Origin of the sequence: Streptomyces xiamenensis (genome assembly GCF_000993785.3) — a bacterium.
Lineage (GTDB): Bacteria > Actinomycetota > Actinomycetes > Streptomycetales > Streptomycetaceae > Streptomyces > Streptomyces xiamenensis.
On sequence record NZ_CP009922.3, the window covers coordinates 1,399,453 to 1,414,052 of the forward strand.

Consider the following 14,600-nt stretch of genomic DNA (forward strand, 5'->3'; position numbering starts at 1 on the left):
CACTGCGACGCGCGAGGGGAAACCGTCAGCGCGGGCGCATACGATGACCCGCATGGGTGATGTGCTGGCGGGAATTCATTCCTCCTGGGAGTTCGACACCGACTCCGTGCTCATCCGCTTCGAACGGGGCATACGGACGCCGAAGCTCTTCCAGATACTCGGCGAGCGCCGTATCCCGTATGAGGCGCTGAGTTCGGTGGAACTCACACCGGGGAAGCGCAAGGGAACGATGGTGCTGCGGGCGGTGCCCCGGCGGGGTGCCGACCCGCTGCTGGACGCGGCCGCCGGGCAGCTGAAGTCCTCGGCCGATCCGTACCGGCTGCTGCTGCCGGCGGAGCGGGAGACGCTGGGCGAGTACTACGCCGACGAACTGCGGGCGGTGCTGCCCCCGGACGCGGCGGAGCCGGCCGACGGCTATCTGGTGGCGGCGCCGCCCGCGCCGCTGCAGTTCAAGGCGTACGACGCGCGGGTCGCCTTCGACGGCGACGTGGTCTCCTTCCGCTGGTTCTCGACGGGGGCCTCCTCGGCGAAGTGGAAGGCGGGGGACCAGTTCTTCCAGGTGGGCGAGCTGGCGGGCATCGAATGGCGCTCCCCGGAGATCACCGGCGGGCATCTGCGGCTGCTGCGCCACGGCCCGGACGGCGAACCGGAACCCGCGTCGGGGGAGCCCGACCAGGACCCCACGGCGGTGTGCTTCGGCCTGGGCTACGGTCTGGTCCACGAGTCGCTCCCGCTGGCCGCCGCGGTCCTGGCGGCGGTGCACGCCACCGATCCCGTCCCCGCCAAGGTCAGCGCCCCGGCCCACCACCACCGGGCCGACCCCGCCGACATCGCGGACCGCATCCGGCACTTGGGCCAGCTGCACGGGGCGGGGCTGCTGACGGACGAGGAGTTCACGACGAAGAAGAAAGAGCTGCTGGCCGAGTTGTAGGAGCGTGGGCCGACCGGCGAGCACGGACGGTGGCGCGCTCGGGGGAGAAGCACGGCGGGGCGGCCGGCGGGGCCCGGCGGACCGCAGGTCGTACGCTGGCCCGCGTGGGGTCTACTGCGGAGTCGGCTGCCGGGCGGTTGTGGAACGACGTGCGCCGGCAGGGAGTGTTGCTGTCCCGGGCGCTCGGGGCTCGCGAGCCGTCCGAGGCGCTGCTCGCCCGTGCCCCCCGGGCGTGGATGCGGGTGCTGCCGCACGTGCTGGCCTTCGCCGCCGCCGCGTCCCTGCTGCCCACCGGGATCGTCGTCCTCCTCAACGACTACGGCCTGCCCGGCGCTCTCGCCGGCCTGCTCGGGGTCGCCCAGGCCGCGCCGCTCCTGCTGGCCGCCGCCCGGCCCCTGTCCGCCTGGTACATCGTCTTCGTCGCCGACATCCTGACCGCCCTGGCCCTGCTCCTGTGGGCCGACACCCTCGGCAACCAGGCGTGGCCCTGGCCGCCGCCCGCGATCATCGGCTACCTCCTGCTGTGTCTGCCGCTGTCCCTGCGCCTGCCGCGCCGCACCCTGGTCGCCGTCTGGCTGGCGACCGTGGCCGCCGCTGTCCTGCTGGGTCTGCTCAACCCCGACCACTCCCCCGGCTCGAACGTGCTGCTGGTCGTCCTGTCCGGCGTCGTCCTGCTGCTGGGCGGCGCGGTGCGCGAGCGTTCCGAGGCGCAGCACGTCAGCGAGGTCGAGCGGGCCCGCCGCACCCTGCTGGAGGAGCGCGCCCGGATCGCCCGCGAGCTGCACGACGTGGTCGCGCACCATATGTCGGTGATCACCGTGCAGGCGGACAGCGCCCCGTACCGCATCGAGGGCATCCCGGAGGCGGCCCGCGAGGAGTTCGCCACCATCGCGGGCACCGCCCGCCAGTCGCTGGCGGAGATGCGGCGGCTGCTGGGCGTGCTGCGCAGCGAGGGCAGCGAGGGCAGCGACGGCGATCCGCAGCTCGCGCCGCAGCCGGGTCTCGACGAACTGGACGCGCTGGTCGAGTCGGCCGTCCACGCCGGGGTGGACGCCCGGCTGACGCGGTCCGGGGAGGCCGACGGGCTTCCGCAGGCGGTCACCCTCAGCGCGTACCGGATCGTCCAGGAGGCGCTGGCCAACGTCGTACGGCATGCCCCGGGGTCCGCGGTGACGGTGACGGTGGCCGTCGACGACGCGCGCTCCGCGCTGCGGGTGGAGGTCGTGAACGGCCCGGCCGCCACCCCCGCCCGCCCGCTGGAGTCGCACGGCACCGGCCATGGTCTGATCGGCATGCGGGAGCGAACCCGCCTGGTCGGCGGGGAACTCGACACCGGCCGGACGGCGGACGGCGGCTTCCGGGTGGCGGCCGTGCTGCCACTGGCCGAACCGACCCGGGGGGAGATCTCATGAACAGCACCGGCACGGGCGCCGGCGGCCCGATCACGGTGGCGATCGTCGACGATCAGGCGATGGTGCGGGCCGGGTTCGCGGCGCTGCTCGCCGCGCAGAGCGACATCGATGTGGTGGGCGAGGCCGTCAACGGCGCCGAGGGCGTGGAGCTGAGCCGCCGCCAGCACCCCGACGTGGTGCTGATGGATGTCCGGATGCCGGTGATGGACGGCCTGGAGGCGGCCCGGCGGCTGCTGGACCCGCCGCCCGGGGTGGTGCACCGGCCGCGCGTGCTGATGCTGACCACCTTCGACGTGGACGACTACGTGTACGAGGCGCTGCGGGCCGGCGCCAGCGGCTTTCTGCTGAAGGACGCGCCGCCGGCCGATCTGATCGCGGCGGTGCGGGTGGTGGCCGCCGGGGACGCGCTGCTGGCGCCCTCGGTGACGCGCCGCCTGATCGCCGACTTCGCCGCCCGGCCGGCGGCCGGCCGCCGCAAGGACCCGGCGCTGCGGCTGAAGGGGCTGACGGCCCGTGAGACCGAGGTGCTGGAGCTGGTGGCGCGCGGACAGTCCAACCAGGAGATCGCCTCGTCCCTGTTCGTGGCGGAGCAGACGGTGAAGACCCATGTCAGCCGCGTCCTGGGCAAGCTGGGCCTGCGCGACCGCGCCCAGGCGGTGATCTTCGCCTACGAGTCCGGGCTGGTCTCCCCCGGCGAGCGGTAACGACCGCCCCACTTTCGGGGCGGTCCACCGCCGCACCCCCTACCCCGGTATGACACCGGGAATGGCTCCCCGGTGTGACGCGGGTACGGGTGCCGTCCCCGCACTCTCCTTCCCGACCGGCCGCCGGCTCCTCCGGCGGCCCCGGGAGGGAGACCTGACATGCCGCGCCGCCGTCTCACGCGGGTTCTGGCCAGCACACTGCTCGCGCTGACCGCCGCCACCGCGACCGGGGGGTGGACCTTCGGGTCGCACACCCAGCCCGTCCAGGGCCCCCCGGCCGGGGCGGCGGCGTGGCGGGCGGACGACAGCCTCGGGGTGCCGCTGCCCGACCCGCGGGACGCCGCACCGGCCGAGGTCGCCGCGTTCTTCGCCGCCCTCACCGGCGACCAGCGAAGCGATCTCGCGGCCCGCCACCCGCTGACGGTCGGCAATCTCGACGGCGCCCCCCTCACGCTGCGGTACGCGGCCAACGCCCTCGCCTGGCAGGAGCACTACGGCGTCCCGCCCGACCCCGGCCGGCAGCTGCTCGCCTTCGATCCGCGCGGCCGGGGCACCTTCGCCGAGGTGTTCGGCGATCTGCCGTCCGCCGAGCGGACCGCCGTGGTCGTCCCGGGCAGCGACAACGACCTCGACACGTACAACACGCCGACCACCTGGGCCCGCGCCCTGCACGACCAACTGACCGCCGACGCCCCCGGGACGGCCTCCGCGACCGTCGCCTGGATCGGGTACACCACCCCGGACGGCGTCGGCCCCGACCAGGCGACCGACCGGCTGGCGCGGGCCGGGGCACCACGGCTGGAGCGTTTCCTGGCCGGGCTCGCCGTCACCACCGCTCCCACCGCCGCCCCGCCCACCGTGCTGTGCCACAGCTACGGCTCCGTGGTGTGCGGCCTGGCCGCCCGGGACGCCGGTACGCACCTGGCCGCAGGCGACCTGGTCTTCCTCGGCAGCCCGGGCACCCGCGCCGGTTCCGCCGCCGCCCTGGGCACCGGCGCCCGCGTGTGGGCCTCCCGTGCGCCCGCCGACTGGATCAGCGCCGTCCCCAACGTCCAGGTGCTGGGCCTGGGTCACGGCACCGACCCGACCGACCCCGCGTACGGCGCCCGGGTCTTCACCTCGGACGACGCCGGCGGCCACGCCGGATACGGCACGCCCGGCACCGACGCGCTGCGCAACCTCTCCGCCATCACCCTGGGCGCCTACGAGCTGATCGGCTGCGCCCCGACCTCCCCGGAGTGCTCCGATGTCCCTCTCCACTGAGCTGCGTTCCCTCGCCTCCACCGTCGAGGCCCGCACCCCCGCCCACCGGGACCGTGCCGTCGACGGGCTGCGGGCGCTCGCCCTGCTGTCGGTGCCCGCCGGACACTGGCTGGTCGGCGGTTTCACCCTCGACGAGGCCGGCGCGCTGCACAACAGCAGCCCGCTCGCCGCTCTCGGCGCGCTCGCCCCGGCCAGCTGGCTGTTCCAGCTGCTGGGCGTCTTCTTCCTGGTCGGCGGGTACTCCTCGGCCCTGTCGCTGCGCCGGGCCGCCGAGCGCGGCACCCCGGCCACCACGTGGCTGCGCGGCCGGCTGGTGCGTCTTGGCCGGCCGGTGCTGGGGGTGGCCGCCGTGTGGGCGGCGCTGCTGCCGCCGCTGTCCCTGGCCGGGGTGCCGGGCGCCACCTTGCGGACGGCGGCGGTGCTGGTCGTCCAGCCGCTGTGGTTCGTCGGCGTGTACGCGGTGATCACGGCGCTGACCCCGTACGCGCTGCGCGCCGCCGAGCGCGCCGGGTTGTGGTCGGCGCTGCCGCTGCTCGCCTCGGTGGCGGTGGTGGACGCGCTGCGGTACGGGCCGTACGCGGAGGCGATGCCGTCCTGGCTGGGGCTGCTGAACCTGCTGCCGGGCTGGCTGTTCGGCTATCAGCTGGGGCTGGTGTGGGGCGTGGGACGGCTGTCGCGGCGGGCGGCGGCGTGGCTGCTGCTGGGCGGCGGGCTGGCGCTGTTCGTGACGCTGCTGACAGTGTTCGGTTACCCCGCGTCGATGGTGGGGGTGCCGGGCGAGGCCCGTACCAACTCCCACCCGCCGTCGCTGCTGGTGCTGGCGCTGGCCGCCGCGCAGTCGGGAGTGGCGGTGCTGGTGCGCGAGCGGCTGGCGGCGCTGCTGGCCCGCCCCGCGCTGTGGACGCCGGTCGTGGTGATCAACCTCAGCGCGATGACGATCCTGTGCTGGCACCAGAGCGCGATGCTGGCCGCCGCGATCCCCTCCGCCGTGCTGAGCGGCGGTGCGGCGGTGCTGGGCCTGACCTCGGCCCCGGCCACCGTGGGATGGGTGGCGGCGCGGCTGATGTGGCTGCCGCTGTTCGCCGTGCTGCTGGTCGGTATCGGGGCGCTGACCAGGCGTTTCGAGCAGCCGTGGACGGGTGCCTCGGCGGGTGGGCGGGCGCTGGCCGGGGTGCTGGCGGCGGCGTTCTCGCTGTACGCCTTCGCCGTCGTGTGAAGGGGTTACGGGGCTGATGCCGGGTACTCGGTTGCCGCACGACGGGGGCCACGCGGCAGCGAGGACCGAGGACCGACTGCGATGGCGGACAGAGTACGGATGTGGCGCTGGCACCGCTCCGCACTGCGGCGGCGCAGCGATGTGGTGGAGGGCGTGGTGCTGATGGTGCTGTCGGTGCTGCTGGTGGCCGGGCCCGTGCTGATGGGTGTGCTGGCGTTCTCCAGCACCTGGCACACGGGTGTACGGCAGGAGCAGACCCGGCACAGCACCCCGGCGGTGGTCGTGGACGACGCCCGAGCCGCCGCCCCCAGCCCGGCGGTGCGGCCCAGCAACGGGGAGACCACGGCGACCGTGCGCTGGAACGACACGAACGGCACCGAGCACACCCAGACCGTGCGCCTGGACCACGGCGGCAAGCCGGGCGAGCAGGTGACGCTCTGGCTCGATCAGCACGGCTCCCCGACCCAGGCGCCGCCGAGCCCGGCGGCCAGAGGGGTGCAGTCCTCGGCGGCCGGGCTGCTGGCGGCGGGCGGGGCCGGCGCGGCGGTGCTGCTGACGCGGCACCTGGCGCGCGAGCGCTTCGAGCGCGGGCACGACCGGTACTGGGGGCGGGAATGGATGGAGGTGGAGCCGCGATGGGCACGCCGCTATCACTCCTGAGGTCCGCGCTGCGGTACCTGGTCCGTTCGCGCCCGGTGCGGCGGTTCGCGGCCACGTTCGCCGTGTCGCTCGCGTACCGGCTGGCGTACGCGGTGCTGCGGCGGATCGAGCGCCGCCGCTCCGGGGCGCGGGGGTGAGAAACTGCCGTCGTCTGAGCGTGCATAAGTGTGTATGGCTGTCCTCTAGTTGCACTATGATCGCGGAATGAATCTGACTGAGTGGGCACGAGCGCAGGGGGTGAGCCCCCATACCGCGTACCGGTGGTATAAGAACGGGACGCTTCCCGTGCCCGCTCAGCGCGTTGGGCCGCGCACGATCCTGGTGAACATCGAAGCCGCCGCGACTCCCGGGGCAGTCGGTGGTCTTGGCCTGTATGCCCGCGTCTCCTCGCATGACCAGAAGGCCGACCTGGAACGTCAGGTTGCCCGTTTGTCGGAGTGGGCGGCGAAGGCCGGTCACCGTGTCGTCCGTGTAGAGGCGGAGATCGCTTCAGGGATGAACGGCTGCCGGCCGAAGGCGAAGCGGCTGCTGGCCGACCCGGCGGTGACCACGGTCGTGGTCGAGCACAAAGACCGCCTCGGCCGGATGAACGTCGAACTCGTTGAGGCAGCCCTGTCCGCGCACGGCCGCCGCCTTGTCGTCCTGGACGATGGTGAGGTGGAAGACGATCTGGTGCGCGATGTGGTGGAGGTGCTGACGTCGTTCTGTGCCCGCCTGTACGGGCGCCGGTCGGCGAAGAACCGTGCCCGCAAGGCGCTTGAGGCGGCTGAGCATGGCTGAGAAGAAACCGCTGCGGCAGATCGCCCGGCCGTTCGTCGCGGACGGGCCGTCCGGCGTCAGTATCCGCGACCGTCTCAAGAGCCTGACCGCCGAGGACGAGAAGGTGTTGCGGGCCGTCGGCGAGCACATGGGGCGGCTCGCTTCCGCTGATCTGGCCCGGCGCCGCCGTGACGGAATGGACCACTCCACCGACACGTGGGCCGCCCGGAAGCGGGACCTGACCGCCGAGTCGTCCTCGCGGTGGGCTGGCTCGGTCACCTCCAGCACGCACGACCAGTGGGGCCTGTCCCGCCGAGCCCAGCACCAGCACCTGGCGTCGCTGGACGCCGGTATCCGCACCCTGCGGCACCGCCTGTCCCTCCCGGTCGGGGAGAAGGGCAGCCGGGGCAAACCCGGCGGCTACCGGTCCAAGCACGAGTGGTTCGTCAAGACGCGCCGTCTGGCGATCCTCGAAGAGAAGTGCGAAAAGATCCGCGTCGAGCGGGAAGCCGGACGAGTGTCCGTCACACGTGGCGGCCGTCGCCTCTTCCGCCAGCGCCATAACCTCAACGCCGCGGGCAAGATGCCCGAGCAGTGGCGTGCCCAGTGGGAGGCGGCCCGCTGGTTCCTCACCGCTGACGGCGAGTCCGGCAAGCGGTACGGGAATGAGACGATCCGCGTCACCCCCGACGGCGGAGTGTCGATCAAACTTCCCGCGCCGCTCGCCGACCTGGCCAACGCCCGGCACAGCCGCTACGTGCTGGCCGCGAAGGTGTCGTTCCCGTTCCGGGGCGAGGAGTGGCGCGACCGTGTTACCGGCAACAGAGCCGTGGCCTACCGCATCCACCTCAACACCGCCTCCGGCCGCTGGTATCTGGACGCGTCCTGGACCCGCAAAGACCTGCCCGTGATCCCACTGGACGCACTGCGGGCCGGTGGTGTGATCGGCATGGACACCAACGCCGATCATCTGGCCGCGTGGCTGCTGGACGAGTACGGCAACCCGGTCGGCGCACCCCGGCGCTTCGACTACGACCTCAGCGGTTCGGCCAGCCACCGCGACGCCCAGCTCCGGCACGCCCTCACCCGCCTCCTGCGATGGACGCAGGAGTGCGGCGTGCGGGCCGTCGCGATCGAAGACCTCGACTTCACCGACTCCAAGACCCGCGAGAAGCACGGCCGGAAGAAGAAGTTCCGGCAGCTCATCTCCGGCATCCCCACCGGCAGAGTCCGTGCACGTCTGCTGTCGATGTGCGCGGAAGCCGGTATCGGCGTGATCGCTGTCGATCCCGCCTACACCTCGATGTGGGGGGCCGAGCACTGGCGCAAGCCCCTCACCACCAAGCGACGCCCCGCGACGCGGCACTACGCCGCAGCGGTGGCGATCGGACGACGTTCCCTCGGCCACCGGATCAGACGACGGACGGCACCGCCCCCACACCACCAGAGCGATGGTGTGAGGCATCGGACCGCCCAGGCCCGACCCGGCGACCCAGGGAGCGAGGGACACCACCCCGCGTACCCGGACCACGGACACGATCCGCTGGCGCTGGACGCGGCAGGAACGCGGTGGACCAGAACGCCCAAGACCGTTCGGGTCGTTCGGCTGAGCACGTGCAACTCATGCTCACTCTTTAGGAACGGTTATTCCCGTCCGGCCGAGGTGCTGGACATGTCGGCGTAGCGGTCCCCGGCGACCTGGGCGGCGATCGGCTCCAGGGCGGTGAGCTCCTCCTCGGTGAGCCGGACGCGGGTGGCGCCGGTGTTCTCCTCGACGCGGGAGGGGCGGCGGGTGCCGGGGATGGGGACGACGGTCATGCCGCGCTCGGTGGCCTGTTGCTGCACCCAGGCGAGCGCGATCTGGCCGGGGGTGGCTCGGTGGGCGGCGGCGATGTCCTGGATCGGGCGCAGCAGCGCGCGGTTGGCGGCGGCGTTGTCGCCGGTGAAGCGCGGCTGGGTGCGCCGGAAGTCGTCGTCGCCGAGTTCGGTGCCGGCGTCGGCGAAGGAGCCGGTGAGGAAGCCGCGGCCGAGCGGGGAGTAGGGGACGAAGGCGACGCCCAGGTCCCGGGCGGCGGGTACGGCGGTGCGTTCCACGTCGCGGGAGAACAGCGACCATTCGGACTGGAGCGCGGCGATGGGGTGGATGGCGTGGGCGGCGCGCAGTTCGGCGCCGGTGACCTCGCTGAGCCCCAGGTGCTTCACCTTGCCCTCGCGGACCAGTTCGGCCATGGCGCCGACGGACTCCTCCAGCGGGACGGCGGGGTCGCGGCGGTGCATGTAGTAGAGGTCGATGACGTCCACGTCCAGGCGGCGCAGGCTGCCCTCGACGGCCTGCCGGATGTACGGGGCGTCGTTGCGGATGAGGCGGCGGCCCGGGTCGTCGGGGTCTAGGCCGATGGCGAACTTGGTGGCGATGGTGACCTCGTCCCGGTGGGCCCGGAAGAAGGGGGCGAGGAAGGTCTCGTTCGCGCCGGCCCCGTACATGTCGGCGGTGTCGTAGAGCGTCACGCCGAGTTCCAGGGCGCGGTCCAGGGTGGCGCGGGCGGCGTCGGCGTCGGTGGGGCCGTAGGCGAAGCTCATGCCCATGCAGCCCAGGCCCTGGACGCCGACGAGCGGGCCGCCGGTGCCCAGCGGCACCCGCTCGATGGGGGTGGTGGTGCTCATGCGGAGTGTTCCCCTGTCGTCGTATACATGTCGATCTTGAAGTCGAGGACGGCGAGCGTGCTGTGCAGTTCGGCCATCCGGCGCGTCACCTCGGCCCGGGTCGCGACGAGCAGGGCGCGGCGCTGCGGGTAGGTGTGGTCGCCCTGTCGTACGAGATCGGCGTACCGGACCATGTCCGCGACCGCCATTCCGGTCAGCCGCAGCTTGCCGACGAAGGCCAGCCACTCCAGGTCCTGGTTGGTGTAGCGGCGCTGCCCGGTGTGGGAGCGGTCGATGTGCTGCATCAGCCCTATGCGCTCGTACCAGCGCAGGGTGTGCACGCTGAGCCCGGTGTGGGCGGCCACCTCGCTGATGCTGTACCGGTCCTGGCCGGCGGGCCTGGGGTGCGGCCGGTCGACCGAGGCGCACAGGTCGTCTTCCGTTCCGGTGGCGGTGCGCTCCTGCTGGGTCAGGGTCATGGGCCCACGGTACGGAGTTGGAGCGCACTCCAGGCAAGGGCCACCGGGCGGGTGCCGCGGGGCGGCGCGTTAGGGTCGGGGTCATGCCGAATCTGCGGAGTCTGGAGATCATCGACAGCTGGCCGGTGCCGTCAGCGGCGGCGGCCGTGGTGCTGGCGGACGGGCGGGTGGCGGGGGTGCGCGGCCCGGCCGGTCAGCGGTTCGCGCTGGCGTCGGTGACCAAGCCGCTGGCGGCGTACGCGGTGCTGGTGGCGGTCGAGGAGGGTGCGACGGAGCTGGACGAGCCGGCCGGTCCGCCCGGGTCGACCGTGCGGCATCTGCTGGCGCACACCTCGGGTCTCGCGTTCGACGAGCACCGGGTGATGGCGGAGCCGGGCACCCGGCGGCTGTACTCGAACGCCGGGTTCGAGGTGCTGGGCGAGCATCTCACCAAGGCGACGGGGATGCCGTTCGCGGACTATCTGCGCGAGGCGGTGCTGGAGCCACTGGGGATGGCGTCGACGGAGCTGGCGGGCTCGCCGGCCAAGGACGGTGTCTCGACGGTGACCGATCTGGCGGCGTTCGCGGCCGAGTTGCAGGCGCCGCGGCTGCTGGCGCGCGAGACGCTGGACGAGGCGACCTCGGTGGTGTTCCCGGGGCTGAACGGAGTGCTGCCCGGTTATGGGCACCAGAAGCCCAATGACTGGGGGCTCGGTTTCTCCCTCCGCGATCACAAGAGCCCGCACTGGACGGGTGCGGCGTCCTCGCCGCGTACCTTCGGGCACTTCGGGCAGTCGGGCACCTTCCTGTGGGTGGACCCGGAGGCGGGCGCGGCGTGTGTGGCGCTGACGGACCGGGCGTTCGGCCCGTGGGCGGCGCAGGCGTGGCCGCCGTTCACGGACGCGGTGCTGGCGGAGCTGGGCGCTTCGCGCTGAGCGAGGCCCCGCCGGGCGGGCCCCGGAGGACAGCTTTTACGCCGCGGGGCCGCGTGGTGCCGTCGCGGCGTCGTCGGGCGGCGGCGTCGGCACGGTGCCGGTCGTGGACGCGGGTGCGGTCCCGGTCGGCGGCGGCGCCTCGGCCGGCTGTGGCTGCCGGCCGTGCAGGAACAGCAGGTTGAGCACGATCGCCGTGAGGCATCCGGCGCTGATGCCGCTGTCCATGATGGTCTGGAACCAGTGCGGGAACCCGTCGTAGACGCCGGGCACCCCGACCGGCAGCAGGCCGACGGCCACCGAGACGGCGACCACGGTCAGCGCGTGCCCGCCGCGTTCCCCGCCGAAGTCGACACCCGCCAGGGTGCGCAGTCCGCTCGCCGCGACCGTCCCGAACATCACCAGGCCCGCGCCGCCCAGCACCGGCGCCGGGATGGCGGCGACGACGGCGCCCAGTTTGGGCAGCAGCCCGAGCACCACCAGCATGGCGCCGGCCGCCGCGACCACCCAGCGGCTGCGGACCCGGGTGAGCGCGACCAGGCCCACGTTCTGGGCGTAGGCGGTGTAGGGGAAGGTGTTGAAGACGCCGCCGAGCACGGTGGACAGGCCGTCGGCCCGCAGCCCGTCGGCCAGCCGGCGCGGGTCGGGCCTGCGGCCCGTCAGCTCACCGACGGCGATCAGGTCGCCGGTGGTCTCGGTCATGGTCACCAGGGCGACCACCAGCATGGAGACGATGGCGGCCAGCTGGAACTCGGGGGCGCCGAAGTGGAACGGGGTGCTGACCCCGAGCCAGTCGGCCTCGCCGACCCCGGAGAAGTCGGCGAGGCCGAACGGCACGGCGACGCCCATGCCCACGGCGATGCCGCCCAGCACGGCGACCCGGCCCAGCAGCCCGGGGCCGAACCGCTGCAGGAGCAGCGTCACCGCCAGGACGCCGCCGGCCAGGCCCAGATGGCGCGGGTCGCCGAAGTCCTCGGCCCCGGCCCCGCCGGCCGCCCAGTTCCCGGCCACGGGCAGCAGGCTGAGCCCGATGACGAGGATGACCGTGCCGGTCACCAGGGGCGGGAAGAACCGCAGCAGCCGGCCGAAGACCGGCGCGAGCAGCATGATGGCGATGCCGCACACGATCACCGAGCCGTAGATGGCGGGCAGTCCGCCGTCCTGGCCGATGAGCACCATCGGGGTGACGGCGGCGAACGTGCAGCCCTGCATGATGGGCAGCCGGGCCCCGAACCGCCACCAGCCGACGCACTGGACGAGGGTGGCGACACCGCAGATCAGCAGGTCGGCGGTGATGAGGTACGCCAGCTCGGCGGGTGAGAGCCCCAGGGCCCCGCCGACGATCAGCGGAACGGCCACGGCGCCCGCGTACATGGCGAGCACGTGTTGCAGTCCGAACGCCACCAGGCGGGTGGGGCGCGGGACCTCGTCGACGGGATGGACCTGATCTTTCTCCCAAGCTCTGGCCATAGCTGGACCGTAGGCGCCTTAAACAATCTGTTGATATCACCGAGATTACCGCTGTGTGACCTCCGTCACCTTCCGGGAACCCCGGGACGCGGCCCGGCCGCCCGCCGGCCCGGCACCGTCCCCGCCCCGGTCATGCGGTACGTCGTGCGGCGTGCGGTCAGGGCGCCCCGTGACCGCCGTCGAACTCCCAGATCAGCACCTCGGCCCCCGCCGGCCCCGCCTCCGCCGTCAGCCCGGCGGCGTCCGTGATCCGGGCCGCGTCGGACGCCTCGCACACGGTGTCGCCCAGCCGAACCGACCCCGCCGTCACCACCAGATACACCCGGGGCGCCGGCGGCAGGGCGAGCCCCGCGCCCGCCGCCGGGCGGCACACCCGCAGCCGGGCACCCGCACCCGGCACCTCGTACGGCTCGTCGAGCGGCACCGACCGCAGCACCGTGTACCGGGGCTCGCCGCCCGCCGTGCCGGGTTCCAGCCACATCTGCAGGAAACGCAGCGGCGCCGGGCCCGCGTTGCGCTCGGCGTGCCGGATGCCGGCGCCCGCCGACTGGTGCTGGAGGTCCCCCGGGCCCAGCGTGACCGTCCGGCCGGCCGCGTCCTGGTGCGTCAGCGTGCCCGCCAGCACCCAGCTCACCAGTTCCACGTCCCGGTGCGGGTGCTCGCCGAAGCCGCTGCCGGGCGCCAGCCGCTCCTCGTTGCAGGCGAGCAGCGGCCCGAACCGTACGTTGTCCGGGTCGTAGTGGCCGCCGAAGGAGAACGCGTACCGGCTGTCGATCCCCTCCCCCGGTTCCCCGCCCCGGTGGCGGTCGGCACCGCGCTGCACTCGCACCCGTTCGTCACCCATGGGCCCCACCGTATCCACCGCCCGCGGACCCCCGCCGGGAATGAGCGCCCGCCGGATGAGGCAGGCTGGACCCGTGTCCGATGCCGATCAGAGTCACCCGCATGCCGCCACCGTCCGCCGCCTCGAACAATCCTCCGGGAAGCTGGCGGCGGCCGCGATCACCAGGATGGATCAGCAGCTTCCCTGGTACCGCGCGATGCCGCCGGAGAACCGGTCCTGGATCGGCCTGGTCGCCCAGGCCGGTATCGCGGCGTTCACGGAGTGGTTCCGGCATCCCGAGACCCCGCAGGCCATCAGCACCGACGTGTTCGGCACCGCGCCGCGCGAGCTGACCCGGGCGATCACGCTGCGGCAGACCGTCGAGATGGTCCGCACCACCATCGAGGTGGTCGAGACCGCCGTCGACGAGATCGCCGCCCCCGGCCAGGAAGAGGTGCTGCGGAGCGCCCTGCTGGTCTACGCCCGGGAGATCGCCTTCGCCACCGCCCAGGTGTACGCGCAGGCCGCGGAGGCGCGCGGCGCCTGGGACGCCCGGCTCGAATCCCTGGTCGTCAACGCCGTGGTGTCCGGGGAAGCCGATGAGGGTGATCTTTCCCGGGCGGCGGCGCTGGGCTGGTCCTCGCCCGACCATGTGACGGTGCTGCTGGGCAGCGCGCCCAACGGGGACAGCGAACTGACGGTGGAGGCGATCCGGCGGGCCGCCCGCTATGCCAAGCTCCAGGTGCTGACCGGGGTGCTGGGCAAGCGCCTGGTCGTCATCACCGGCGGCAGCGACGATCCGCTGGCCGCCGCGAAGTCGCTGATCGGCCCCTTCGCCTCGGGCCCTGTGGTGGCCGGTCCGGTGGTCGGGGACCTGCGGGCGGCCACCCGCTCCGCGCAGGCCGCCGCCGCCGGGCTCCGGGCGTGCGCCGCCTGGCCGGACGCCCCGCGCCCCGTCCTGGCAGACGATCTGCTGCCGGAGCGCGCCATGGCGGGCGATCCGGTGGCCAGGACGCTTCTGGTGGAGGAGATCTACAGACCGCTCCAGCAGTCGGGGGCCGCGCTGCTGGAGACGCTGAGCGTGTATCTGGAGCAGGCCAGCTCGCTGGAGGGTGCGGCCAGAATGCTCTTTGTTCACCCCAACACCGTCCGCTACCGCCTGCGACGTGTGACCGACGTCACCGGCTGGCCGCCGTCCGATGTCCGATCGGCCTTTACGCTGCGCATCGCGCTGATGCTCGGACGGCTCGCCGACGGGGAGCACCGGGTGTGACCGGTCGGGTGAGGCCCACCCCTTACCTTGTGGGGTCCTCACAACTCGATCAGCCG

General features: G+C 73.4%; 14 protein-coding genes and 1 pseudogene. 11 read left to right on the plus strand and 4 right to left on the minus strand.

The window, feature by feature from the left end; genetic code table 11:
- Positions 1 to 52: 52 nt before the first annotated feature.
- From SXIM_RS06365 to SXIM_RS06400, 9 genes and pseudogenes are all read left to right on the plus strand, one after another.
- Positions 53 to 931: a DUF4429 domain-containing protein gene (locus SXIM_RS06365; protein WP_046723221.1), complete on the plus strand. Its 879-nt coding sequence runs from the start codon at positions 53 to 55 to the stop codon at positions 929 to 931.
- Positions 932 to 1,035: 104 nt separating this feature from the next.
- Positions 1,036 to 2,343 carry a sensor histidine kinase gene (locus SXIM_RS06370; protein ID WP_030726334.1) on the plus strand — a complete coding sequence of 436 codons (1,308 nt, stop codon included), beginning with the start codon at positions 1,036 to 1,038 and terminating at the stop codon, positions 2,341 to 2,343.
- On the plus strand, positions 2,340 to 3,047 hold the full coding sequence (locus SXIM_RS06375; protein ID WP_046723223.1) for a response regulator: 708 nt from the start codon (positions 2,340 to 2,342) through the stop codon (positions 3,045 to 3,047). Before SXIM_RS06370 ends, SXIM_RS06375 begins: the two co-directional genes overlap by 4 nt.
- Before the next feature lie 159 nt (positions 3,048 to 3,206).
- On the plus strand, positions 3,207 to 4,310 hold the full coding sequence (locus SXIM_RS06380; RefSeq protein ID WP_046723224.1) for an alpha/beta hydrolase: 1,104 nt from the start codon (positions 3,207 to 3,209) through the stop codon (positions 4,308 to 4,310).
- Positions 4,294 to 5,526: an acyltransferase family protein gene (locus SXIM_RS06385; RefSeq protein WP_046723226.1), complete on the plus strand. Its 1,233-nt coding sequence runs from the start codon at positions 4,294 to 4,296 to the stop codon at positions 5,524 to 5,526. Before SXIM_RS06380 ends, SXIM_RS06385 begins: the two co-directional genes overlap by 17 nt.
- A gap of 81 nt (positions 5,527 to 5,607) precedes the next feature.
- Positions 5,608 to 6,186 carry an Rv1733c family protein gene (locus tag SXIM_RS06390; protein WP_148236074.1) on the plus strand — a complete coding sequence of 193 codons (579 nt, stop codon included), beginning with the start codon at positions 5,608 to 5,610 and terminating at the stop codon, positions 6,184 to 6,186.
- Positions 6,162 to 6,323 (plus strand): hypothetical protein, encoded by a 162-nt coding sequence (locus tag SXIM_RS27280; RefSeq protein ID WP_158707969.1) that lies wholly within the window; start codon positions 6,162 to 6,164, stop codon positions 6,321 to 6,323. Before SXIM_RS06390 ends, SXIM_RS27280 begins: the two co-directional genes overlap by 25 nt.
- Before the next feature lie 67 nt (positions 6,324 to 6,390).
- Positions 6,391 to 6,966 (plus strand): IS607 family transposase, encoded by a 576-nt coding sequence (locus SXIM_RS06395; RefSeq protein WP_030726319.1) that lies wholly within the window; start codon positions 6,391 to 6,393, stop codon positions 6,964 to 6,966.
- Positions 6,959 to 8,629 (plus strand): annotated as a pseudogene (locus tag SXIM_RS06400) (IS200/IS605 family accessory protein TnpB-related protein). The gene SXIM_RS06395 and the pseudogene SXIM_RS06400 overlap by 8 nt, the downstream one beginning before the upstream one ends.
- Here SXIM_RS06400 and SXIM_RS06405 read toward each other — a convergent pair.
- Together SXIM_RS06405 and SXIM_RS06410 are read right to left on the minus strand one after the other, a co-directional pair.
- Positions 8,590 to 9,609, minus strand: coding sequence for an aldo/keto reductase (locus tag SXIM_RS06405; protein WP_030726315.1), 1,020 nt, complete (start codon positions 9,607 to 9,609; stop codon positions 8,590 to 8,592). The pseudogene SXIM_RS06400 and the gene SXIM_RS06405 sit on opposite strands and share 40 nt — an antisense overlap.
- Entirely contained in the window at positions 9,606 to 10,067 is a 462-nt protein-coding gene (locus tag SXIM_RS06410; RefSeq protein ID WP_030726313.1) for a MerR family transcriptional regulator, read from the minus strand. Before SXIM_RS06410 ends, SXIM_RS06405 begins: the two co-directional genes overlap by 4 nt.
- A gap of 83 nt (positions 10,068 to 10,150) precedes the next feature.
- On the opposite strand from SXIM_RS06410, the gene SXIM_RS06415 reads away from it, so the two are divergent.
- The gene (locus SXIM_RS06415; protein WP_046723227.1) at positions 10,151 to 10,981 is read left to right on the plus strand and encodes a serine hydrolase domain-containing protein; all 831 of its coding nucleotides are present in this window, start codon (positions 10,151 to 10,153) and stop codon (positions 10,979 to 10,981) included.
- A gap of 36 nt (positions 10,982 to 11,017) precedes the next feature.
- On the opposite strand, the gene SXIM_RS06420 is transcribed toward SXIM_RS06415, so the two are convergent.
- Both SXIM_RS06420 and SXIM_RS06425 read right to left on the minus strand, forming a co-directional pair.
- A complete protein-coding gene (locus tag SXIM_RS06420) occupies positions 11,018 to 12,448 on the minus strand; it encodes a nucleobase:cation symporter-2 family protein (protein ID WP_078846846.1) in 1,431 nt (476 codons plus the stop codon).
- Positions 12,449 to 12,605: 157 nt separating this feature from the next.
- Complete coding sequence (locus SXIM_RS06425; protein ID WP_046723228.1) at positions 12,606 to 13,292, minus strand: pirin family protein; 687 nt, start codon at positions 13,290 to 13,292, stop codon at positions 12,606 to 12,608.
- A gap of 55 nt (positions 13,293 to 13,347) precedes the next feature.
- Between SXIM_RS06425 and SXIM_RS06430 the strand changes: the two genes are divergently transcribed.
- Positions 13,348 to 14,544, plus strand: a complete 1,197-nt coding sequence (locus SXIM_RS06430; protein WP_043176764.1) for a PucR family transcriptional regulator — start codon at positions 13,348 to 13,350, stop codon at positions 14,542 to 14,544.
- Positions 14,545 to 14,600: the final 56 nt, after the last annotated feature.